The organism is Nonomuraea sp. LPB2021202275-12-8 (assembly GCF_037044575.1).
In the GTDB taxonomy this organism is placed as follows: Bacteria; Actinomycetota; Actinomycetes; order Streptosporangiales; family Streptosporangiaceae; genus Nonomuraea.
In genome coordinates this window covers 80939-101521 of sequence record NZ_JBAHWD010000014.1, presented here as the reverse complement: position 1 = coordinate 101521, position 20583 = coordinate 80939, and the positions used below count along the sequence as shown (strand labels likewise).

General features: G+C 71.9%; 21 protein-coding genes. 12 read left to right on the top strand and 9 right to left on the bottom strand.

Annotated elements, in window-relative coordinates:
- Nucleotides 1–2 precede the first annotated feature (2 nt).
- The 9 genes from V5E28_RS25210 (at nucleotide 3) to V5E28_RS25170 (ending at nucleotide 9160) form a co-directional block, all read left to right on the top strand.
- Nucleotides 3–1205, top strand: coding sequence for a class I SAM-dependent methyltransferase (locus tag V5E28_RS25210; protein WP_336209672.1), 1203 nt, complete (start codon nucleotides 3–5; stop codon nucleotides 1203–1205).
- The gene (locus V5E28_RS25205) at nucleotides 1202–1981 is read left to right on the top strand and encodes a sugar phosphate nucleotidyltransferase (RefSeq protein WP_336209671.1); all 780 of its coding nucleotides are present in this window, start codon (nucleotides 1202–1204) and stop codon (nucleotides 1979–1981) included. Before V5E28_RS25210 ends, V5E28_RS25205 begins: the two co-directional genes overlap by 4 nt.
- Entirely contained in the window at nucleotides 1978–2628 is a 651-nt protein-coding gene (locus V5E28_RS25200; protein WP_336209670.1) for a PIG-L deacetylase family protein, read from the top strand. The genes V5E28_RS25205 and V5E28_RS25200 overlap by 4 nt, the downstream gene beginning before the upstream one ends.
- Nucleotides 2629–2633: 5 nt before the next feature.
- Nucleotides 2634–3653, top strand: a complete 1020-nt coding sequence (locus tag V5E28_RS25195; RefSeq protein ID WP_336209669.1) for an NAD-dependent epimerase/dehydratase family protein — start codon at nucleotides 2634–2636, stop codon at nucleotides 3651–3653.
- Nucleotides 3650–4921 (top strand): DUF4910 domain-containing protein, encoded by a 1272-nt coding sequence (locus tag V5E28_RS25190; RefSeq protein ID WP_336209668.1) that lies wholly within the window; start codon nucleotides 3650–3652, stop codon nucleotides 4919–4921. Before V5E28_RS25195 ends, V5E28_RS25190 begins: the two co-directional genes overlap by 4 nt.
- The gene (locus V5E28_RS25185; RefSeq protein WP_336209666.1) at nucleotides 4918–5874 is read left to right on the top strand and encodes a hypothetical protein; all 957 of its coding nucleotides are present in this window, start codon (nucleotides 4918–4920) and stop codon (nucleotides 5872–5874) included. Before V5E28_RS25190 ends, V5E28_RS25185 begins: the two co-directional genes overlap by 4 nt.
- Nucleotides 5871–7319, top strand: coding sequence for an oligosaccharide flippase family protein (locus V5E28_RS25180; protein WP_336209664.1), 1449 nt, complete (start codon nucleotides 5871–5873; stop codon nucleotides 7317–7319). The genes V5E28_RS25185 and V5E28_RS25180 overlap by 4 nt, the downstream gene beginning before the upstream one ends.
- Nucleotides 7306–8181, top strand: a complete 876-nt coding sequence (locus tag V5E28_RS25175; RefSeq protein ID WP_336209662.1) for a glycosyltransferase family 2 protein — start codon at nucleotides 7306–7308, stop codon at nucleotides 8179–8181. The genes V5E28_RS25180 and V5E28_RS25175 overlap by 14 nt, the downstream gene beginning before the upstream one ends.
- Nucleotides 8182–8242: 61 nt before the next feature.
- Nucleotides 8243–9160, top strand: coding sequence for a hypothetical protein (locus V5E28_RS25170; RefSeq protein ID WP_336209660.1), 918 nt, complete (start codon nucleotides 8243–8245; stop codon nucleotides 9158–9160).
- Here V5E28_RS25170 and V5E28_RS25165 read toward each other — a convergent pair.
- Complete coding sequence (locus V5E28_RS25165; RefSeq protein ID WP_336209659.1) at nucleotides 9139–10011, bottom strand: DUF6492 family protein; 873 nt, start codon at nucleotides 10009–10011, stop codon at nucleotides 9139–9141. The genes V5E28_RS25170 and V5E28_RS25165 overlap by 22 nt on opposite strands.
- Nucleotides 10008–10892 carry a DUF6492 family protein gene (locus tag V5E28_RS25160; RefSeq protein ID WP_336209658.1) on the bottom strand — a complete coding sequence of 295 codons (885 nt, stop codon included), beginning with the start codon at nucleotides 10890–10892 and terminating at the stop codon, nucleotides 10008–10010. Before V5E28_RS25160 ends, V5E28_RS25165 begins: the two co-directional genes overlap by 4 nt.
- A gap of 141 nt (nucleotides 10893–11033) precedes the next feature.
- Here V5E28_RS25160 and V5E28_RS25155 point away from each other — a divergent pair, with 141 nt between their 5' ends.
- Complete coding sequence (locus tag V5E28_RS25155) at nucleotides 11034–11753, top strand: hypothetical protein (protein WP_336209657.1); 720 nt, start codon at nucleotides 11034–11036, stop codon at nucleotides 11751–11753.
- A gap of 3 nt (nucleotides 11754–11756) precedes the next feature.
- A complete protein-coding gene (locus V5E28_RS25150) occupies nucleotides 11757–13103 on the top strand; it encodes an O-antigen ligase family protein (protein ID WP_336209655.1) in 1347 nt (448 codons plus the stop codon).
- Here the strand turns inward: V5E28_RS25150 and V5E28_RS25145 are convergent.
- Both V5E28_RS25145 and V5E28_RS25140 read right to left on the bottom strand, forming a co-directional pair.
- Entirely contained in the window at nucleotides 13052–13951 is a 900-nt protein-coding gene (locus V5E28_RS25145; RefSeq protein WP_336209653.1) for a hypothetical protein, read from the bottom strand. The two genes, V5E28_RS25150 and V5E28_RS25145, sit on opposite strands and share 52 nt — an antisense overlap.
- 12 nt (nucleotides 13952–13963) lie before the next feature.
- Nucleotides 13964–14512 carry a dTDP-4-dehydrorhamnose 3,5-epimerase family protein gene (locus V5E28_RS25140; RefSeq protein WP_336209652.1) on the bottom strand — a complete coding sequence of 183 codons (549 nt, stop codon included), beginning with the start codon at nucleotides 14510–14512 and terminating at the stop codon, nucleotides 13964–13966.
- A 26-nt stretch (nucleotides 14513–14538) separates the two neighbouring features.
- On the opposite strand from V5E28_RS25140, the gene V5E28_RS25135 reads away from it, so the two are divergent.
- Nucleotides 14539–15384, top strand: a complete 846-nt coding sequence (locus V5E28_RS25135) for a glycosyltransferase (RefSeq protein ID WP_336209650.1) — start codon at nucleotides 14539–14541, stop codon at nucleotides 15382–15384.
- On the opposite strand, the gene V5E28_RS25130 is transcribed toward V5E28_RS25135, so the two are convergent.
- The 5 genes from V5E28_RS25130 to V5E28_RS25110 form a co-directional block, all read right to left on the bottom strand.
- Nucleotides 15357–16553 carry a glycosyltransferase family 4 protein gene (locus tag V5E28_RS25130; RefSeq protein ID WP_336209648.1) on the bottom strand — a complete coding sequence of 399 codons (1197 nt, stop codon included), beginning with the start codon at nucleotides 16551–16553 and terminating at the stop codon, nucleotides 15357–15359. The genes V5E28_RS25135 and V5E28_RS25130 overlap by 28 nt on opposite strands.
- Nucleotides 16543–17859, bottom strand: a complete 1317-nt coding sequence (locus V5E28_RS25125; RefSeq protein WP_336209647.1) for a nucleotide sugar dehydrogenase — start codon at nucleotides 17857–17859, stop codon at nucleotides 16543–16545. The genes V5E28_RS25130 and V5E28_RS25125 overlap by 11 nt, the downstream gene beginning before the upstream one ends.
- 78 nt (nucleotides 17860–17937) lie before the next feature.
- A complete protein-coding gene (locus V5E28_RS25120; protein WP_336209646.1) occupies nucleotides 17938–19002 on the bottom strand; it encodes a GNAT family N-acetyltransferase in 1065 nt (354 codons plus the stop codon).
- Nucleotides 18999–19907, bottom strand: a complete 909-nt coding sequence (locus V5E28_RS25115) for a glycosyltransferase family 2 protein (protein ID WP_336209645.1) — start codon at nucleotides 19905–19907, stop codon at nucleotides 18999–19001. The genes V5E28_RS25120 and V5E28_RS25115 overlap by 4 nt, the downstream gene beginning before the upstream one ends.
- The gene (locus tag V5E28_RS25110; RefSeq protein ID WP_336209644.1) at nucleotides 19907–20569 is read right to left on the bottom strand and encodes a polysaccharide deacetylase family protein; all 663 of its coding nucleotides are present in this window, start codon (nucleotides 20567–20569) and stop codon (nucleotides 19907–19909) included. The genes V5E28_RS25115 and V5E28_RS25110 overlap by 1 nt, the downstream gene beginning before the upstream one ends.
- Nucleotides 20570–20583: the final 14 nt, after the last annotated feature.

Sequence of the window (20583 nt, the reverse complement as noted above, 5' to 3'; positions counted from 1 at the left end):
GAATGACAGCCTGCCGGTTATGCGGGTCGAGCGACCTCGCCTCGGTGGTGGACCTGGGGGCCACGCCGCCCTGCGAGCGCATCCTCACCGCCGCCGAGCTCGACGAGCCCGAGGTCGCCTACCCGCTGCACCTTCGCGTGTGCGCCTCGTGCTGGCTGGCGCAGATCCCGCCGCTGATCACCCCTGAGGAGACGTTCACCGACTACGCCTACTTCTCCTCCTACTCGACCTCGTGGGTGGAGCACGCGCGGGCCTTCGTGGCCGGGCTGCGGCTGACGCCGGACTCGTTCGTGGTGGAGGTGGCCAGCAACGACGGCTACCTGCTGCGCCACGTGGTCGAGCGCGGGGTGCGGTGCCTGGGGATCGAGCCGTCGGTGAACGTGGGCGAGGCCGCCAGGCAGCGGGGAGTGCCCACGCACACGGCCTTCCTCACCTCCGAGACGGCCCGCGCCGTCGTGGCGGAGCACGGCAGGGCCGGCTACGTGGTGGCCAACAACGTCTACGCGCACATCCCGGACGTGATCGGCTTCACCGAAGGGCTGCGCACGCTGGTGGCCGACGACGGATGGGTCTCCATCGAGGTGCAGCATCTGCTCACGCTGATCGAGCAGAACCAGTACGACACCATCTACCACGAGCACTTCCAGTACTACACGGTCGCCTCGGCGCAGCGGGCGCTGGCCACCGGGGGACTGACGCTGGTGGACGTCGAGCTGCTGCCGACGCACGGCGGCTCCATCCGGTTGTGGGCCAGGCCGTCGGGCACGCCCGCCCAGCGGGTGAGCGACGTGCTGGCGCTGGAGAAGGCCGCCGGGCTGCACGAGATCTCCGGCTACATCGACTTCGCGGCCAGGGTCGCCAAGGTCAGGCGGGACCTGCTCGGCTTCCTGATCGGCGCGGCCGAGGACGGCAGGACGGTGGTCGGCTACGGGGCGCCGGGCAAGGGCAACACGCTGCTGAACCACTGCGGCATCCGGCCCGACCTGCTCGCCTACACGGTGGACCGCAACCCGTACAAGCACGGCAAGTTCACGCCCGGCGCGCGCATCCCGATCCTGGAGCCGGAGCGGATCGCCGCCGACCGGCCGGACTATGTCCTCGTCCTGCCCTGGAACCTGCGCGCCGAGCTGGTGGAACAGCTCGCCTATGTCCACGAGTGGGGCGGCCGGCTGGTCTTCCCCATCCCTTACCTGGAGGTCGTGTGAAGGTCGTCCTCTTCTGCGGCGGGTACGGCACGCGGATGCGCAGTGGCGCGTCCGGCGACGTGCCCAAGCCCATGCAACTCGTCGGACCCAGGCCGCTGATCTGGCATGTCATGCGCTACTACGCCCACTTCGGGCACAAGGAGTTCGTGCTCTGCCTGGGCTACGGCGCGCACCAGATCAAGGACTTCTTCCTCCGGTACGAGGAGACCGCCTCCAACGACTTCGTGCTGCGGGGCGGCCAGGTGGAGCTGCTGGCCAACGACATCTCCGACTGGACGATCTCGTTCGTCCACACGGGCGTCGAGTCGTCGATCGGCGAGCGGCTGCGCCGCGTCCGCGAGCACCTCGACGGCGACGAGGTCTTCCTGGCCAACTACGCCGACGTGCTCAGCGACGCGCCCCTGCCGGACATGATCGACAGGTTCGCCGCCTCGGACATGGGCGCCTCCCTGATGGTCGTGCCGCCACCGGGCACCTTCCACTGCGTCGAGGTGGCCGAGGGCGGCCTGGTCGGGCAGATCACGGCCGTCACCGAGATGCCGCTGTGGGTCAACGGCGGCTACTTCGTGCTGAGCCAGGAGATCTTCGACCACATCCCCGAAGGCGGAGACCTGCTGGTGGACGGCTGCAAGGAGCTCGCCAAGCGCGGGCGCCTGCTCGCCTACCCCTACCGGGGCTACTGGCGGCCGACCGACACCGTCAACCAGCGGCTGGAGCTGGACCGCGCCTACTCCCGCGGCGACCGGCCGTGGGCCCTGTGGGAGCAGGCGGCATGATCCACATGTTGCCGAGCGGCCTGAGCAGGATCGTCGCCGTGGCCGCGCACTGCGACGACATCGCGATCGGGGCGGGCGCCACCCTGCTGGCCGTCTGCACCGTCCGCCCCGGCATCAGGGTCGACGCCCTGGTGCTGTCGGGCGGCGGGACCGCGCGTGAGCCGGAGGAGCGGGCCGCGCTGGCCGCGTTCTGCCCCGGCGCCGACCTGACGGTCACCGTCGGCAAGGTGCCCGACGGACGGCTGCCGTCGCACTGGGACGAGGCGAAGCAGGCGGTGGAGGAGCTCGCCATGCGCACGGTGCCCGACCTGATCCTCGCGCCCCAGCCGGGCGACGCCCACCAGGATCACCGAGGGCTCGCCGAGCTGGTGCCGACGGCCTTCCGCGACCACCTCACCCTCGGGTACGAGATCGTCAAATGGGACGGCGATCTCGGCCGCCCCAACGCCTACCAGCCGCTCGACCCGGCGCTCGCCGAGCGCAAGGTCGCCCTGCTGTGGCAGCACTACGTCTCGCAGCGCCGCCGGCCCTGGTTCGACAGGGAGGCCTTCCTCGGGCTGGCCAGGATCCGCGGCATCGAATGTCACTCGCGTTACGCCGAGGCCTTCTACGTGCGCAAACTCACTCTTGACCTAGCTGGAGGCTGATCGACATGCGCGTTCTCCTCACCGGGCACCAGGGCTACCTGGGCACCGTGATGGCGCCGACGCTGGCCGCGGCCGGCCACGAGGTGGTCGGCCTGGACTCGGGGCTGTTCGCCGACTGCGTGCTCGGCCCGGCGCCGGACGACCCGCCCGGCCACCGCGCCGACCTGCGCGATGTGACGCCCGCCATGCTCGACGGCATCGAGGCGGTCGTCCATCTGGCTGCGCTGTCGAACGACCCGCTGGGCGCGCTGGCGCCCGAGCTGACCTACGACATCAACCACCACGCCTCGGTCCGGCTGGCGAGGCTCGCGCGCGACGCGGGCGTGCGCCGCTTCCTGTACGCCTCCACCTGCTCGGTGTACGGCGCGTCCGGGGGTGACGAGCTGCTCGGCGAGGACGCCCCGCTGCGGCCGGTGACCCCGTACGCCGAGTCCAAGGTGCGCGTGGAGGACGAGCTGGTCGAGCTGGCCGACGCCGACTTCACCCCGGTGTTCCTGCGCAACGCCACCGCGTTCGGGTTCTCGCCGCGGCTGCGGGCCGACATCGTGCTGAACAACCTCGTCGGCCATGCCCACCTGACCAGCACGGTGCGGGTGCTGTCGGACGGCACGCCGTGGCGGCCGCTGGTGCACGCGGCCGACATCGCCGACGCCTTCGCCGCCGCGCTGGCCGCGCCGCGCGAGGCCGTGCACGCCACGGCGTTCAACGTCGGCGGGGAGCAGAACAACCTGACCGTCGCCGAGATCGCCGCCCACGTCGTCGAGGCCGTGCCCGGCTCGGAAGTGCTGATCACCGGCGAGAACGGGGCGGACCCGCGCTCGTACCGGGTGGACTTCTCCCGCATCAGGGCGGCGCTGCCCGGCTTCCACGCGCGGTGGACGGTGAAGGCCGGGGCCGTCGAGCTGGCCGACGCCTACCGGGACTACGGGCTGGGGGCGACCGACTTCGAGCGGCGCTTCACCCGGCTGGCCCGGCTCGCCGACCGCCGTGAGGCGGGCACGGTCTCCGCGGAGCTGCGGACGTGACGGGTGAGGAGATGCACGCCCTGGTGGAGCGGCTCTACCCGCTGTGCCGCTCCATTACGGGCGACGGCGTGCGGCGCACGCTGGAGATCGTCGGCGAGCACGTGCCGCTGGACGTGCACGAGGTCCCGACGGGCACGCAGGTGCTCGATTGGACCGTGCCGAAGGAGTGGAACATTCGCGACGCCTACATCAAGGACCCCTCGGGGGCCAGGGTCGTCGACTTCCAGCGCTCCAACCTGCACGTGGTGGGCTACAGCGTGCCGGTGTCGGCCACGATGACGCTCCAGGAGCTGCGCCCGCACCTGCACACGCTGCCCGAGCAGCCGGACCTGGTCCCGTACCGGACGGCCTACTACGCCGAGACGTGGGGGTTCTGCCTCAGCCGGCGGGTGCTCGACGGGCTCGGCGAGGGCCCCTACGAGGTGGTGATCGACTCCACGCTCGCCGACGGGCACCTGACGTACGCCGAGCACGTGGTGCGGGGGCAGACCGACCAGGAGGTGATCATCTCCTGCCACGTGTGCCACCCGTCGCTGGCCAACGACAACCTCGCCGGGATCGCCGTCGCCACCGCCCTCGCCTCCCGGCTGGAGTCGCCGCGCCTCACCTACAGGTTCCTGTTCGCGCCCGGCACGATCGGGGCCATCACCTGGCTGGCGCGCAACCGCGACCGGGTGGGCCGGATCGTGGCCGGGCTCACGCTCGCCTGCGCCGGGGACCGCGGCGCGCTCACCTACAAGCGCAGCAGGCGCGGCGACACCGGGATCGATCGGGTGATGGCGCACGTGCTGGCCGACCGGCCGCACACGATCCTGGACTTCTCGCCGTACGGCTACGACGAGCGGCAGTTCTGCTCGCCAGGCTTCGACCTGCCGTTCGGCAGCCTGACCAGGACCCCGTACGCGGGTTACCCGGAGTATCACACCTCCGGCGACGACCCGGGCTTCGTCTCGCCGCAGGCGCTGGCCGGCACGCTGGAGGCGCTGGAGGAGGCCGTGAGCGTGCTGGAGCGCGACGGCCGCTACGCGAACCTCAGCCCCTACGGCGAGCCGCAGCTCGGCAGGCGCGGCCTGTACGGATCTCTCGGCGGGCGCAGTGACACGAAACAGGCCCAGATGGCGATGTTATGGGTGTTGAACCTTTCCGACGGCTGCCACAGCCTGCTCGACGTGGCCGAACGGTCGGGGCTGTCCTTCCGGGCGGTCGCCGAGGCGGCCGCCGCCCTGGACAGCGCGGGGCTGCTCAAACGGGTGGGAGAGGGTGGATGAACCTGCGGGTGGGGGACCTGGTCGAGGTACGCGGCGAGGCGGAGATCCTGGCCACGCTGGACGAGCGCGGAGAGCTGGAGAGTCTGCCGTTCATGCCCGAGATGCTGCGCTTCTGCGGGCAGCGGATGACCGTGCACAAGGTGGCGCACAAGCTCTGCGACACGATCAGCCGCAGCGGCATGCGGCGCATGGAACGCGCCGTCCACCTGACGGGGGCGCGCTGCGACGGCGGCTCGCACGGCGGCTGCCAGACCGCCTGCTCGCTGTACTGGAAGGAGGCGTGGCTCAAGCCGGTCGAGCCGGACGCACCCCAGCGCCCCGCCGGACCGGAGCCGGAGCTGCTGCCGCTGCTCCAGATCAACACCCGCAAGGGTGCGGACGCCTACTCCTGCCAGGCCACCGAGCTGCTCAGGGCGGCCCCGGCCCGCCTGCCGTTCCGCGACGTCGGGCAGTACGTCACCGACGTGCGCAGCGGTAACGCGGGCGCGCTCCGGGTGCTGCGGACGTTCCTCGTCGGGCTGTTCAACCGCTTCCAGGGGCTCACCAGGAAGGCGCTGCCCAGGCGGCTGTGGATCAGGGGCGGGCTGCGCTGGGGCTTCGTCGAGGGACGGGCCGGCCGCAGCACCCCGACCGGCGAGCTCGACCTGCGGCCGGGCGAGCTGGTCAGGATCAGGTCCAAGGACGAGATCCTCGACACGCTCAACGACGACCTGCTCAACCGGGGCCTCGGCTTCGAGGAGGAGATGGCCCGCTACTGCGGCAGGACGGCGCGCGTGCGCGCCCGGGTCGAGCGCTGCCTGGACGAGAAGACCGGCCGGCTGCTCAGCATGAAGACTCCCTGCATCGTCCTCGACGACCTGGTCTGCGAGGGCGTCTACAACGCCAACTGCCCGCGCGAGTTCGTGCCGTTCTGGCGGGAGATCTGGCTGGAAAGGGTCGAGGACGCTTCGTGAGCGACCTGGGTGACATCGAGCGCAAGGCCGGGCGCGGCCTGCGCTGGAGCCTGCTCGGCAACGTGGTGATGAAGGCGGGCTCGTTCGTGATGAGCCTGGTCCTGGCCAGGATCCTGATGCCCGAGGACTTCGGCGTCTTCGCGATCGCGCTCGCCATCAGCCAGTTCGTCATCCACATCAACGACGCCGGGGTCATCTCGGCGACCGTGCAGTGGCGCGGCCGGCTGGCGGAGATCGCGCCCACCGCCACCGTGGTGGCCATCGCGTCGAGCTTCACCCTCTACGGGATCTTCTGGCTGATCGCGCCGTTCTACGCGCAGCTGGCCGGCAGCGAGGACGCCACCTGGGTGATCCGCATCCTCATGGCGACCAACGTCGTCTACGGGCTGACCGCGGTCCGCAGCGCCGCGCTGATGCGCAGGTTCGAGCAGGACAAGCTGGCCTGGGCCAACCTCGCCGGGTTCGCCGCCAATGCCTCCGTCTCCATCACCCTGGCCGCGAACGGCGCCGGGGCCTACAGCTTCGCCTGGGGTCAGCTCAGCGGCGCCGCCCTCACCGGCGTGCTGGTCGTCGTGCTCGCGAGGGTGCGGATCTCGTTCGGCTTCGACCGCGCGGTGGCGGCCCGGCTGCTCGCCTTCGGGTTACCGCTCTGCGTCGGCCTCGGCGTCGAGGGGCTGCTGCTCAACGTGGACATCGTCATCGTCGGCGACGTGCTCGGGCCGGCCCAGCTCGGTCTCTACCTGCTCGCGTTCAACATCTCCAGCTGGGTGCCCGGGCTGGTCGGCACCGCCATCCGCTATGTGGCGCTGCCGAGCTTCTCGCGGCTGGCGGAGGAGGGGACCGCCTCGATCGAGGCGGGCGTGCGGCGCGCGGTCCCGTTGCTGGCCTCGATCGTGCTGCCGATCGCGGTGCTCATGGGCACGCTCGCGCCCGCGCTGGTGGGGGTGCTGTTCGAGCCGCACTGGCTGCCGGCCGCGCAAGTGCTGCGGTTCCTGGCGATCGTGATGGCCGTGCGCATGCTGAACCTACTGATCACCGACATTCTGGCCGCGCTCGGCGCCACCAGGGCCACGATGTGGGTGAACCTGTGCTGGGCCGTGGCGCTGGTGCCGGCGCTCCTGGTCGGGGCGCGGCTGGACGGCATCGAGGGCGCGGCGATGGCGCACGCCGTCGTGGCGGTGCTGCTGGCGCTGCCGCTGCTGGCCGGGGCGCTGCACCGGGCGGGCGTGCCGCCGCGGCTGTTCCTGTCCGGGCTGGCCAGGCCGGTCCTGGCGGCCGCCGTCGCCGGGGTCACCATGGCGGGCCTGGCCATGGTCGTCGACGGGCCGTTCGTGCAGCTCTGCGTCGCCGGTGGGGCGGGGCTGCTGGTGTTCGCGCTCGTCGCGGTGCCGCGTGCCGTACTCCAGCAACTGGTGCGTCAAGGGAGGGCCCATGCTCGACTCTGAACTGGTCTCGATCGCGCTGCCGGTGCGCAACGGCGCCGACCGGCTGGAGGGCGTTGTCGGGTCCGTGCTGGCCCAGGACCACCCCCACCTGGAGCTGGTCATCTCCGACAACGCCTCGACCGACGGCACCGAGGAGCTCTGCCGCGACCTGGCGGCGGGCGAGCCGAGGATCGCCTACCACCGCCATCCGGAGAACATCGGGCTGCTCGGCAACTTCAGGCACGCGGCCCAGGTCTCGCGCGGCGCCTTCGTCCGCTGGATCGGCGACGACGACCGTCTCGAACCGGCCTGCGTCTCGCGCGCCCTGGCGGAGTTCGCCAAGGACGAGCGGATCATCCTGGTCACCACGGAGGTCGCCTACACCGGGCCTGACGGGGTGACCAGGAGCGCCGCCTACGAGGGGACCGAGCTGGCCGGCGACGACCCCGTGGCGCGCTTCGCCGAGATGCTCAGGCTGCTGAACGAGAGCCACCTGCTGATCGACCCGCTCTACGGGCTGCTGCGTCGCGGGCCCGCGACCGGGATCCCCCGGCGGAACATGCTGCGCGAGGACGAGGTGTTCGCGGCCAAGCTCGCGCTGGCCGGGCCGTGGGCGCACGTGCCGGAGGTGCTGGCGCACCGCAACTGGCGGCTGGAGCGCATCTCGGGCGTGGCCCGGCGGCTCGGCGTGCCCTCCTGGCAGTCGCGCCTGGCCAACACCCTGCAGTGCCGCGAGCTGCTGGCGTGGGTGCGGGAGGCGGAGCTCACCGACGACCAGCGCCGCCGGGCGCGGGCGGCGGTGCTGAGCATGTACGTGAGGCGGCAGCGGCGCACGGTCGCGCATCGGAGCCGCAAGCTGCTGTCGATGGCTCGCCTGGTGTAACGCGCCAGCTGAACAGCGCGATTTCCTGTTTGTACTGGAATATCTGACGGGGGCGGAAATAGTGGGCTTCTGGAAGACCATCTATGGTCTGGCCAGGAAGAGGTTCGTCGGGCCGCCCATCGCGGTGGCCGCCATCGTCCTGGCCTTGGCCGGATTCTTCCTCGTGCCGAGCCGGTATGTGTCCACGGCGTCCATGGTGCTCACCGTGCCCGCGTCAGGCGGGACGCTGGAGACCGAGCCGCAGCAGAAGCCGGGCCTGACCAACCCGCTGCTGCAGTTCAACGACGCGCTGCGGACCACGGCCGGCATCCTCATCCTCGCCACGAACACGCCCGAGGTCGCCGCCGAGGTGGGCGTGACCGAGGGCGGTCCCACCCAGCTGACCATCAACGACGGCCGCACCAACCCGGACCTGCTCGGCATCAGCACCAACGGTCCGTTCGTCTACGTGGAGGTGGAGAGCACCTCGCCGCAGCTCGTCAGGGAGACCATGCGGCGGGCGCAGCAGCGCGTCAGGCTGGAGCTGGCCAGACGGCAGGTGGCGCTGTCCGCCCCGATCAGCACGCACATCGGGATCCTCGACGTGATGCCCGCCTCCAGCCCCAGGCCGCTCGTCCAGGACCGGCTCGTGGCCGCCGCCGGAGGCGGCCTGCTCGCGGTGGTCGCCGGGCTCACCGTGGCCTACGCCGTCCCGCGGCTGCGCGCCTCCCGCCGCACTCCCGGCGAGGCCGCGGACAGCCCGCCGCCAGACTCCGGCCCTCCTGACGATCGACCGCCGGGCGCGGCACCGGACGCCAGGCCCGGCCAGGAGAGCAACGGCGCGCACGCGCCGGCCGCCGCCGTCTTCCCGCTGACCGTGGCCGAGCTGGAGGCCGCCCAGGAGGGTCGCAACGGCTCGGTGGCACCCCGGGCCGTCGACGACACCGGCCCGATCGAGATCGTCGTGCCGGGCGACGATCAGCTCGACTCCACCACCTGAGCGCACCGCCGGATGGCCGCCAGCCTGGCGTCCATCGGCGTATGCGACTTGGCCGAGATCATCATGCCGATCGCGTCCGGCGCCAGCCGGTCGGCGAAGGCCACGGCCGTCGCCTCGTCCCAGGGCTCGTGGTTGTAGCTCAGGTGGCAGATCGTGGTGTTGACCGGCGGTGACGTCTTCAGCACCTCGTCGACGAAGACGCCGTAGAGGATGAACTCCGAGATGTGCAGCCGGGAGTTGAACGCGTCGATCCAGTCGCGCCCGGTGACCTCGCTGATGTGCCGCTGCATGGCCCGCACCACGGCGGGGTCCCAGAACGTCAGCGCCGTCACGTAGTCGGGCAGCGGAGGCGCCGGAGCGGGCGGCAGCCCTAGCAGCTCGCGGGCGACCTGGTGCCACACCACGTGCCGCTCCATCTCGGCGGTCACACCGCCCTCCAGCCGGTACAGGCAGAGCCGCCCGTCCACGGTGAACGCCGCGGCGCTCGTGGGCCGTACCAGCACGGCGTCGGAGTCCACGATGAGCATGGCGTCGGCGTCGATCAGGTCCGCCGCGGCGATCTTGACGGTCTGCTGCATGACCCAGCCGCGCAGCGGCGGCCACGGGCGGCGGTAGTTGACGTACAGATCGGTCCCGGGCAGGCGGACGTACCTGCTGGGCAGCAGCTCCGAGCGGACCCACACGTGGCAGCGCGGCCCCTGGTACCGGGCGAAGATCTCCCGGTCGCCCGGCGGCACGAAGACGTGGTGGACGGTGTCCTCCGAGGTGTTCTCGAGGACGGACCGGTGCAGGAGGGCGAACAGCTCGGCGTCCTGGGCGTAGGACGGTGTGATGACCGCCAGCTGGCTCACGGATGGCTCCCATCGAGTCCGGTGACCTGTGCGCACCGCTGGATGGCCGCCAGCCGGGCGGCCAGGGGGGTCCGCGACTTGGCCGAGATCATCATGCCGATCGCGCGCGGTCCCAGCCGGTCGGCGAAGGCGACGGCTCCCGCGTCGTCCAGCGGAGTGCGGTCCCAACGGTTGTGGCAGATCGACGTGTCGACCGGCGGCGACATCTTGAGCACCTCGTCGACGAACACCCCGTAGACGATGAACTCCGACACCTGCAGGTACGACGCGAAGGCGTCGAGCCAGTCGCGCCCGGTGGTCTCGGCGATCCGCTGCTGCATGGCGCGCACGATGACCGGGTCCCAGCAGGTCAGCGAGCTGATGTAGTCGGGCAGCGGCAGCGGTGCCGCGCCCGGCAGCCCGAGCAGCTCACGGGCCGCGCGGTGCCAGGTGACGTGGTCCGCCATGCCTTCGTGCACCCCGTCGTCGACCCGGTAGAGGGACACCCGCCCGTCCCGGCGGAAGTGTTCGGGCCGGGCCTGCCTGACCAGCACCACGTCGGAGTCGGCGACCAGCACGACCTTCGCGTCCAGCCGGGCGGTGACGGCGACCTTCACGGCCTGCTGGACCACCCACCCGCGCAGCGGCGGCCAGGGCCGCCCGGCGTTGATCCACAGCCCCGTGCCCGGCAGGCCGAGGTAGCGGCGCGGCAGGATCTCCCGGTACGTCCACAGCCGGCAGCGCGGACCCTCGTGCCGGGCGAACAGCGGGCGGTCGGAGGGGGGCACGATCACGTGGTGGACCGTGTCGTCGGAGGTGTGCTCCAGGACCGATCGGTGAAGGTGGGCGAAGAGCTCGGCGTCGGGGCCGTAGGTGGGCGTCACGACGGCCAGCTCGCTCATGAAGGCAATCTCCAGTCCCCCCATGCTGAGTTACCTGTAATCCCCATATCGCGGTATTAAGGATGGCGTTACAGGGTTTTATGTAACGCTCCACCGGGTTCAACGCGACATCCATGAGGCGGAACTCGCAGGGGAGGGCGCGTGGATTTCTGGGGGACCATCCTCGTCCTGGTCCGGCGGTGGTACGTCGCCTTACCGGCGTTCCTGCTGGCGGTCGGCGGCGCCTTCTACGCCTACTCCACGATCCCGACCACTTACACCACCACCGCGGTTCTCCTGCTTACCGCACCCACCAGCGGCGGAACGCTTCCGCCCGATCCCGACCAGCCCATTCCCCGGGTCAATCCGATGCTGAACTTCGACCACGGGCTCGACGTGGCGGCCTCGATGCTGATCAGCGCGATGAGCACGCCCGACATGGTCGCCGCGATGGGCACCGCAGAGGGCGACACCACGTACGCGGTCACCAACGGCACCAACAACCTGGAGTCCCTGGCGACCGGCCCGCTGGTCTTCGTCGAGGGGGAGAGCCGCACCCCGGAGGCGGCCACGGCCATCACGCTGAAGGTCATGGATCGGATCCAGCGGGAGCTGGACCTGCGCCAGCGGCAGGTGCAGGCGCCGCGCGAGACGTACATCACGATGAGCGCGGCCGTGCCGCCCACCACGCCCGTCGCGCAGCAGGGCAGGAAGCTCCGCTCCGGAGCCGCGGCCCTCGGCCTCGGGATCATCGCCGCGCTGTGCGCCTCGTTCGCCGCGGAGAGCCTCACCGGCCCGGTGCGGGCACGTCTGGCCGGCCGGCGACCGCAGCGGGAGCCGGCCGAAAGGGAGCTCGTCTCCGCCGAGAAGGCGGGGTCGTAGCCGGTGGTCGCGCGGCTTCCCGACGCCCCGCCGGTCCACGGACGCGCCGACGGCGCCACCATCGCCGCGGTCTTCGCCGTGGCGCTGCTGATCGTGCCCGCGCGGCTGGTGCTGAAGCTCCTGCCGCTCTCGCTCACCCCCGCCAACGTGGTGAGCCTGGCCGCGGCCCTGCTGTGGCTGTGCGCGCAGCTCACGCTCACGCTGGGGGTCGCCAAGGGCCGCAACCCGGTGCGCACCGCCCTGTTCGCCTACTTCACCGCCATGGTCGCCACCTACGGCTTCGCCACGTGGGGGTACATGGAGTCGGACGAGCTCAACCTGACCGACCACGCCTTCGTGCTGGTGGTGGCGAGCGTGGGCATCGCGCTCACCGTGTGCGACGGCGCGCGGGGGCACCGGCGGCTGGACTTCCTGCTCAAGACGCTGGTGGTCGGCGGGGCGGTCATCTCGGTGATCGGGGCGCTGCAGTTCCTGTTCTCGGTGGACCTGACCAGGATGCTGGAGCTGCCGATCCTGCGCTACTCCACCGAGGGCGACTCGTTCGTGCTGGAGCGGGCCGACCTGCGCCGGGTGGCCGCCACCACCGGCCACCCCATCGAGTTCGGCGTGACCTGCGCGATGCTGCTCCCGCTGGCCGCGCACTACGCCACCAAGGCGCGCCTGCGCGCCGAGCCCGCGCTGCGCTGGTGGGCGTGCACGCTGCTGATCGGGCTCGGCCTGATGTTCTCGGTGTCGCGCTCGGCCATGCTCAGCCTGCTCGTGGTCGGCGTGGTGCTGTTCGCCGGCTGGTCCGGCCGCAGGCGGCTGCACGCGCTGCTGGTGGCCGCGGGGTTCCTGGTGGTCATCAGGCTGGCCGTGCCGGGACTGCTCGGCACCATCTTCGGGCTGTTCTCCAACCTGTCCAACGACGAGAGCATCCAGTACAGGACACACGACTACGCCGTCGCCTCGCACGAGATCGGCAGGCACTTCTGGCTCGGCCGCGGGCTCGGCACCTGGTACGCCCCCAAGCACCAGATCTTCGACAACCAGTACATCCTGTCGATGGTGGAGACCGGGCTGATCGGCACGCTGGCGTACGCCGGCCTGTTCGTGGTGGCCTTCTACGCGGCGCTCAAGGCCAGGCACCTGACCGCCGACCCCGGGACCCGCGATCTCGGGCTGACCATCGCGGCCTGCCTGCTGGTGCCGCTCGTCGGGTCGTTCACCTTCGACCTGCTGTCGTTCGCCACGGTCACCGGGCTGTCGTTCGTGCTCATCGGCGCGGCGGGCGCGCTGCTACGCGCCGTACGGGCCGATCAGCTCGCCCCCTCGCAGCGCAGCGGGCCGACGATCGAGGTGACCCGATAGTCCGCGTCTATGGTGACCAGCTCGTTGCCGGCCCAGTCGGTGCGGCCGCATTCGGAGTCGACGGGGCCGTAGACCCACGATCTGTCGACCAGCTTGTTGTCGCGCACCACCTGCTTGCCGCCCGCGTTGCGCACCTGGATGCTGAACGTGCCGCCCATGACCAGGTTGCCGGTGACGACGACGTCACTCGACTTCTCGTCGACCAGGAAGATCGGCGCGGTGATGTCCTTGGCGTCGCGCTGGTCGACGGTGTTGTGGTGGAAGAGCAGCCCCTTGCCGCCGTTGTAGGCCTGGATGCCGTCGGAGTGGTCGCCGGAGTCCGAGCAGAGTTTCACGAACGAGTCGCGGATCCGCACGTCGTCGCCGGAGACGCGGAAGCCGTCGCTGTGGCCCTGCACCAGCACCCTGGTCGCGGTGTACTTGTCGTGACCGATGGCGGGCAGCGGGCCGCAGGCCTTCGTGGTGCCGACCGTGGTGTCCTCGATGGCGAAGCGGAAGGACCGCTCGCCGTCGGCGTTGGTGACGTGACCGTCGATCACGCTGTTCCTGACGGTCACGTCGTCGGCGTGGATGAGCAGGGGCCCGGCGATGTGCACGCCGTCGAGCACGGTGCCGGGCGTCTGGACGCGGTAGGCGACGTTCTCGGTGTTGAGCTGCAGCGGGGTCAGCTCGCGCTGCCGCGGCGCGCCCGTGCAGGCCGGTGTGGGGTGGTCGGGGCAGGAGCTGCCGTCGGGCCGCTGGATGCTCGGCCGGGGACCGTCAGGGGTGGGAGCCGGTGTGACGGCGGGCGCCTCCTGGCAGGCCACCACCAACGAGAGCAGCGCGACCAGCACCAGGAGTCCGCGCATCGCCGCCACCTCTCAGCCGCCGAGCCGGCCCAGGAGCCCGGCCCAGGAGCCCGCGCCCAGGTCGCGGTCGCTGACCCCGGTGACCGGCAGGGGCCACGCTACCTTCAGATCCGGATCGTCGTAGCGGACGGCGAGATCCTCGTCTGGATCGTGCTCGCGGTCGATGCGGTAGCAGGTGTCGGCGGGCTCGGTGAGCGCCTGAAAGCCGTGCAGCAGCCCCGGAGGCACGTACAGCGTCACGAACGCCTCGTCGTCGAGCCGGACCGTCAGCTGCCGCCCGAACGTGGGCGAGCCCGGTCTGGCGTCCACCAGCACGTCGTGGATCGCGCCCCTGGCACAGCGCACCAGCTTGGCCTCGCCCCTCCCGGAGCGTCCGTGCAGCCCCCTGATGGTGCCGCGGCGCGACCGGGACTGGCTGTCCTGGATGAACGATCCCGGCGACAGGCCCGCCTCGGCGGCCACTGCCGCGTCGAACGTCCTGGTGAACAGGCCACGCTGGTCGCGGTGCGGCGTGGGCGCGAACAGCAGCACGCCCTCGATCTCGCCTCGCTCCACTCTCATGAGTCGTCCTTACTGAAGGCGGTGTGATGAAGCCGAAGGTCAGTGTCGTGATCCCGGCGCACAACGAGGAAGCGGTCATCGGGCGGGGGCTCGACGCGCTGCTGGCCGGGACCTCGCCCGGCGAGTTCGACGTCGTGGTGGTGGCCAACGGCTGCGCCGACCGCACGGCGGGCGCCGCGGCCCGCGCGGGGGTGCGGGTGCTGGAGACCTCGATGCCCGGCAAGGTCAACGCGCTGCGCCTGGGCGACGCCGCCTGCCGCGCCTTCCCGCGCGTCTACCTGGACGCGGACGTACGGCTGGACGCGGCGTCGGTGCGGGCGCTGGCGGAGGCGGCCGCCAGGCCCGGCGTGCTCGCCTGCGCGCCGGTGCCCGAATGGGACCTCACGGGCGCGGGGCCACTGGTCAGGCGGGTGCACCGGGTGCACGACCGGCTGATCGCGCCCGTCCGCGCCCTGGCGGGCGTGGGCGTCTACGTGCTCACCGAGAAGGGCCACGAGCGGGCCTTCCCGCTGCCGGACGTGATCTCCGACGACGGCTGGGTGGACGGCAGTTTCGCCCCGGGGGAGCGGGCCGTGGTGTCCGAGGCCCGCTCGGTGGTCCGTCCGGCCCGCACGGTCCGCGCCCACCTGGCCAGGCGGGTCAGGGTGCGGCAGGGCAACAGGCAGCTCGCCGAGCTGGGCAGGCCGGCGCGCACGCTGCGCGCGGGTGCGCTGCGCGAGCTGGTCGCCCGGCGCGCGGTGAGCCCCCTCGACGCCGCCTGTTACGTCGCCGTCCTGGCCGCCGACCGTGTCCTCACCAGGCTGCGCGGCAGCCGGGCGCGATGGGGTACGGACGCCGGCAGCCGTCACCGCGATCCCACGGCGGCCTCGTAAGCGGCCAGCAGCGCCTTCTTCGAGTGCTCCCAGGACAGCGGCCCGGCCACCCGCCGTCTGCCGATCTCGCCCATCCGCCGCCGTTCCTCCGGGTCGTCCAGCAGCCGGGAGATCAGCTTGGCGAACTCCGACTCGTCGTTGGCCGGCGCGTACACGGCGGCCTCGCCGGCCGACACCCGCGCCTCGCGCAGCTCGAAGGAGACGATCGGCTTGGCCATCGCCATGTACTCCATGACCTTGTTCATCGTGGAGACGTCGTTCAGCGGGTTCAGCGGATCGGGGGACAGGCACACGTCCGCCGTCGACAGGTAGCGCATCAGGTCCTCGTCGGGGATCCTGCCGGTGAACTCGACGGAGTCGTCCAGGCCCAGCTCGCGAGAGAGCGCCACCATCGCGTCGAAGGTGTCGCCGCCGCCGACGAACACGGCGTGCCAGTCGCTGCGGCCGTGCTCGTCACGCAGCCGGGCCAGGCTGCGCAGCGCGTAGTCGACGCCGTCCTGCGGCCCCATCACGCCCAGATAGCACAGCAGGTACGGCTTGCCGCGCCGGGCCGACTCGTCCGGCGGCACCTGGTGGAAGCGCTCCACCACCGGCGCGCTGCGGACGACGAAGACCTCCTCGGGCCGCTTGCCGCCGCGTGACAGCGCGACCTGCCGGTAGCTCTCGTTGGTGGCGATCACCACGTGCGCGGCCCGGTAGGTCCGCCGCTCCAGCCCGCACACGGCCCGGTAGAGGCGGTCGCGCCCCCGGCCGAACCGCGACAGGTAGAGCTCGGGCACCAGGTCGTGCTGGTCGAAGACGAACCGCGTGCCCTTGCGCCGCATGGCCAGCGCGACCAGGAAGAACAGGTCGGGCGGGTTGCAGCCGTGCACCACGTCGAACCGGCCGAACCGCGCGGTCAGCCGCCTGGCCAGCCGGAAGGTGTGCCACAGGGCCGAGCCGTACTCGCGCAGGTAGCCGGCCGGGCCGCCGGTGGCGGCGTGCAGCGGGTAGCGGTGGATGCGGACGCCGTCGATCACGGCCTCCGGCTCCGTGTCGTGCTTGGCGCCCAGCGGGCAGATCACGTGCACCTCCCAGCCGGCCTCGCGCAGGGCGGTGCACTCCTGCCAGACGCGCCGGTCGAGGGGTACGGAGAGGTTCTCGACGAGGATGAGCGCTCTACCAGCCAATGCCCACGTAGTCCCTTCTGTCGCGGTGCGCCGCGGCGCCCGGCATCCGCACGAGATCGACGATCGCCCTGCCGTCGCCGCCGCCTGTGCCGTCCAGCGCCTCCAGCACGGCCGGGTCGGTGCAGCCGACCACGCACACCTCCGCGTGGCGCAGAACCTCCTCGACCGAGTCGCTGAGCAGGTCGCCCAGGTGCGGCAGCCGCTCGGCGATGTAGGCCCGGTTGGCGCCCATCAGCCGCGACAGGGACACGTTGGCGTCGTAGATGCGCAGGTCGTAACCCTTGCCGAGGAGCCGTTCCGCCAGCTCGACCAGCGGGCTCTCGCGCAGGTCGTCGGTGCCCGGCTTGAACGACAGGCCGAACAGCCCGATCCTGCGCCGTCCCGGCGCGGTGACGAGGTCGAAGGCCCGTTGCAGGTGCGCCTCGTTGGCCGGCAGCACGTGGGACAGCAGCGGGACCGACACGTCGGCCTTCCTGGCGGCGTACACCAGGCCGCGCAGGTCCTTGGGCAGGCAGGAGCCGCCGAAGGCGAAGCCGGGACGCAGGTAGGCGGGACTGATGTTGAGCTTGCGATCGGCCAGGAACACGTCCATGACCTGGTGCGAGTCGAGTCCCAGAGCCTGGCAGACGGCGCCGAGCTCGTTCGCGAAGCCAATCTTCACCGCATGAAACGCATTATCCGCATATTTCGTCATTTCGGCGACCGGGATCGGCACCCTGAACACCTCGCCGGGCAGCCCGTCGTACAGCGCGGCCACCACGTCCCCGCTGGCCTCGTCCGACTCGCCGATCACCGTCTTGGGCGGCGCGAAGAAGTCGCGCACGCTGGTGCCCTCGCGCAGGAACTCGGGATTGACCGCGACCCCGAAGTCCACCCCGGCCCGCAGTCCCGAGGACAGCTCCAGGATCGGCACGAGCAATTCGGCGCAGGTGCCGGGAAGCATGGTGCTGCGGAAGACGACGACGTGTCCCTTGCTCAGGGACCGGCCGATCTGCTCGGCGACGCGCTCCAGGTAGGTCGTCGACAGGCTGCCGTTCGGCGCCGACGGCGTGCCGACGCAGACGAGGGAGACCTCGGTCGCGGCGACCGCCTCGGCCGCGTCCGTGGTGGCTCGCAGGCTCCCGTCGCGCACCGCCCGCTCGACCAGCTCGCCGATCCGCTCCTCGACGATCGGCGCCCGGCCGCCGTTGATCATGTCCGCCTTGACCGGGTTGACGTCGACGCCCACGACCTCGTGCCCCATCGAGGCCAGGCAGGCCGCCGAGACGCATCCCACGTAGCCGAGCCCGAAGACGCTGATCCGCATAGCTGCCCTCCGCCGTGGACCGTGGGGCAGCGATCTTCCCCGCCTCCAACGGATATGTCGGGCATGTCGATTGGAACGTTACGGTTGTGTCCGAGAACGGACAGATCTCACCGCCGATCTCGCGCGGACCATCGCCACGGCGGCGGCCCGGCGCACCGGATTCCTGGTCACGACCCCCTGGCAGACCTGCGTCTGGCCGGTCTTGGCCCGGCGCTTGTACTCGTCCTCGCCCCTGCCCAGGTCGATCCGTGAGACCCCGAGAGCGGGCGCGGCGCCGACCAGCTCGCGCAGCAGCATCCAGCCCGGCGACAGCCTGGCGAACTCCGGGTCGTACACCGGGAACCACCAGTGCAGCACCCCATCCGCGCGCAGCCCGAAGTGCGCGGCCAGCAGCCGCGGGCCGGCGTGCAGCGTCGACAGCACGCCGCCGAACGACCCGTCGCGGGTGCGCAGCAGGCCCTCCAGCAGCCGCACCCGGTCGGGGTCGGCGAAGTAGTCGCGGGCCCCGGTCGCGGCGTACTGCGCCCGCTTCAGCTCGATCACCAGGGCGAGCGCTCCAGGGTCGGTCGAGTTCGCCGCGAAGCGGACCGTGCCGTGCTCGCGCTCCGCCTTGGCGGCCCTGCGCCGGGCCTGGCCCATGTTGTCCTTGCCGCTCTTGGAAGCCCGGCCCAGGTAGCCCTGCAGCCCTCCGGTGACGTCCAGGTACGGCGACGGCCTGCGGGAGATCACCCACGGGTCGAAGCCGGGCGTCTGGTCCACCAGATGGTCGAACTCGTACGAGGTGGCCCCTCCGGCGAGCAGGTCGAGCGGCCGGAAAGCGGTCCCCGCCGCGAGCACGGGCCCCTGGAAGTCGGCGCCCGGCCAGCCGACGGGCCGCAGCACCCGCCCCTCGCGGTGGTGCGGCAGCAGGGCGGCGACCTCGCCGCCGCCCGTGCCGACGGACACCTGTACGGTGCGCCCGCTGGCGTGCACGGCCGCCGCGAAGCCCGGGTGGAAGTACGGGCTGTCCAGGGCCGGGTTGGCGGCCCGCAGCGCGTGCCAGGCGTCCAGCTCCGCCGCGCCGAGCTCGTCGAACGGCACGACGCGCATGGCCCTGCCTTCCCGCGCGCTCCTGTCACCGGGGCGGCCGTCCTGGCGCGTCATCGGGGCAGCGCCGTCAGCCGGCGAGACGGCCGCAGCAGCGCCGTGACCGAGGCCCGCGAGGTGCGCCGCCCGGCCAGGGCCCGCAGCGCCTCGCCTGCCAGCACGGCCAGATAGTAGGCCAGCCCGGAGAGCCGTCCGTGCCGCCGCCGGTAGAGCCGCACCTTGTTGACGACGAGCAGCGCGGCCAGCATCGGGTTCACCCCGGAGTCGCCGCCGATGTGCTCGATCACCGAGGCGGGCTCGTACCAGGTGCTCCACCCGAGGTCGGCGGCGCGCAGGCAGTAGTCCGTCTCCTCGCTGTAGAGCAGGAACGACTCGTCCCACGCCCCCACCTCGCGCACCACCCGCGGCGAGATCAGCATGGCCGCCCCGGTCGCCCAGGCGAACGCGCCGGGCCGGGCGTAGTCGCGCGGATCGGTCACCAGCTCACCCAGCGTGCCGAGCCGCCCGGCCCGCTCACCGCCGATCACCGCCTCGACCACCGCCCTGCCCACGGTCGGCATCCTGCGCAGCGACGGCTGCAGAGAGCCGTCCGGGTTGACCATGTACGGCACCGCGATGCCCCGGCCCGGCTCGCGCAGGCACGCGAGCAGCGGCGCGATCGCTCCCGGGCGCAGGCGGCAGTCCGGGTTGAGCACGTACACCCCGTCGACGTCGTCGAGGTCGAGCGCCGCGATCCCGGCGTTGACCGCCGCCGCGTAGCCCGCGTTCCTGCCGAGCTGGACCACCTTGACGGGCAGGTCGGCGCGGTCGGCGATGGCGGTCGAGTCGTCCTTGGAGGCGTTGTCGGCCACCACCACGTCGGCGAGCTGGACCTCGCCGGCGCCCGCGGTCAGTGAGGCCAGGCAGCCTTCCAGCACGTCCGCGCTGTTGTAGGTGACGATCACCACGGCGACGCGGGCCATCAGCGCACCCGCTTGTACAGGCGCATGGCCAGCTTGGCGGCCCGGCGCGGGATCGACGGGCCGCCGCCCAGCACGCGGGAGATCCAGCCGCCGTCGAGGTCGCGACTGAGGCTGTTGCGCGGCTGGAGCCAGGCGTCCGGCCGGGCCCTGCCGCCGTCGCTGGTGTAGGCGCGGGTCACGCCCGCCTGCCGGAGCCGGCGCAGCACCTGCCTGTCGTAGGAGCCGAACGGGATGGCCACCCGGGACACCGGCTCGCCGACGAGCTGGCCGAGCAGGTTGTGGGCGGCGGAGAGCTCCTCGGCGGCCTGCCCCGCGTCCATCGTGCGCCAGTCGCGGTGCGCCCAGCCGTGCGAGCCGATCCGCATGCCGGCGCGCAGCAGCTCGCACACGCCGCGCGAGTCGAGCCTGCCGGGCTCGCCGAGCAGCCCGGCCAGCACGAAGAACTCGGCCCGCAGCCCGCGCTCGACCAGCCGGGGCAGGGCGATCTCGACGTCGGAGGCGTTGCCGTCGTCGAAGGTGATCCGCACGTCCTGGCGTCCGGCCACCGCGTCCATCACCTGCTCGAACTGCGCCACGCTCACCCAGGTCCGGTCCTCGCCCGGGTCGAGCCCGCGGGTCGTCTCGCCGATGCCGTGCACGGTCAGGTTGGTTACAGCACGCATCCCGCCCCCTGCTC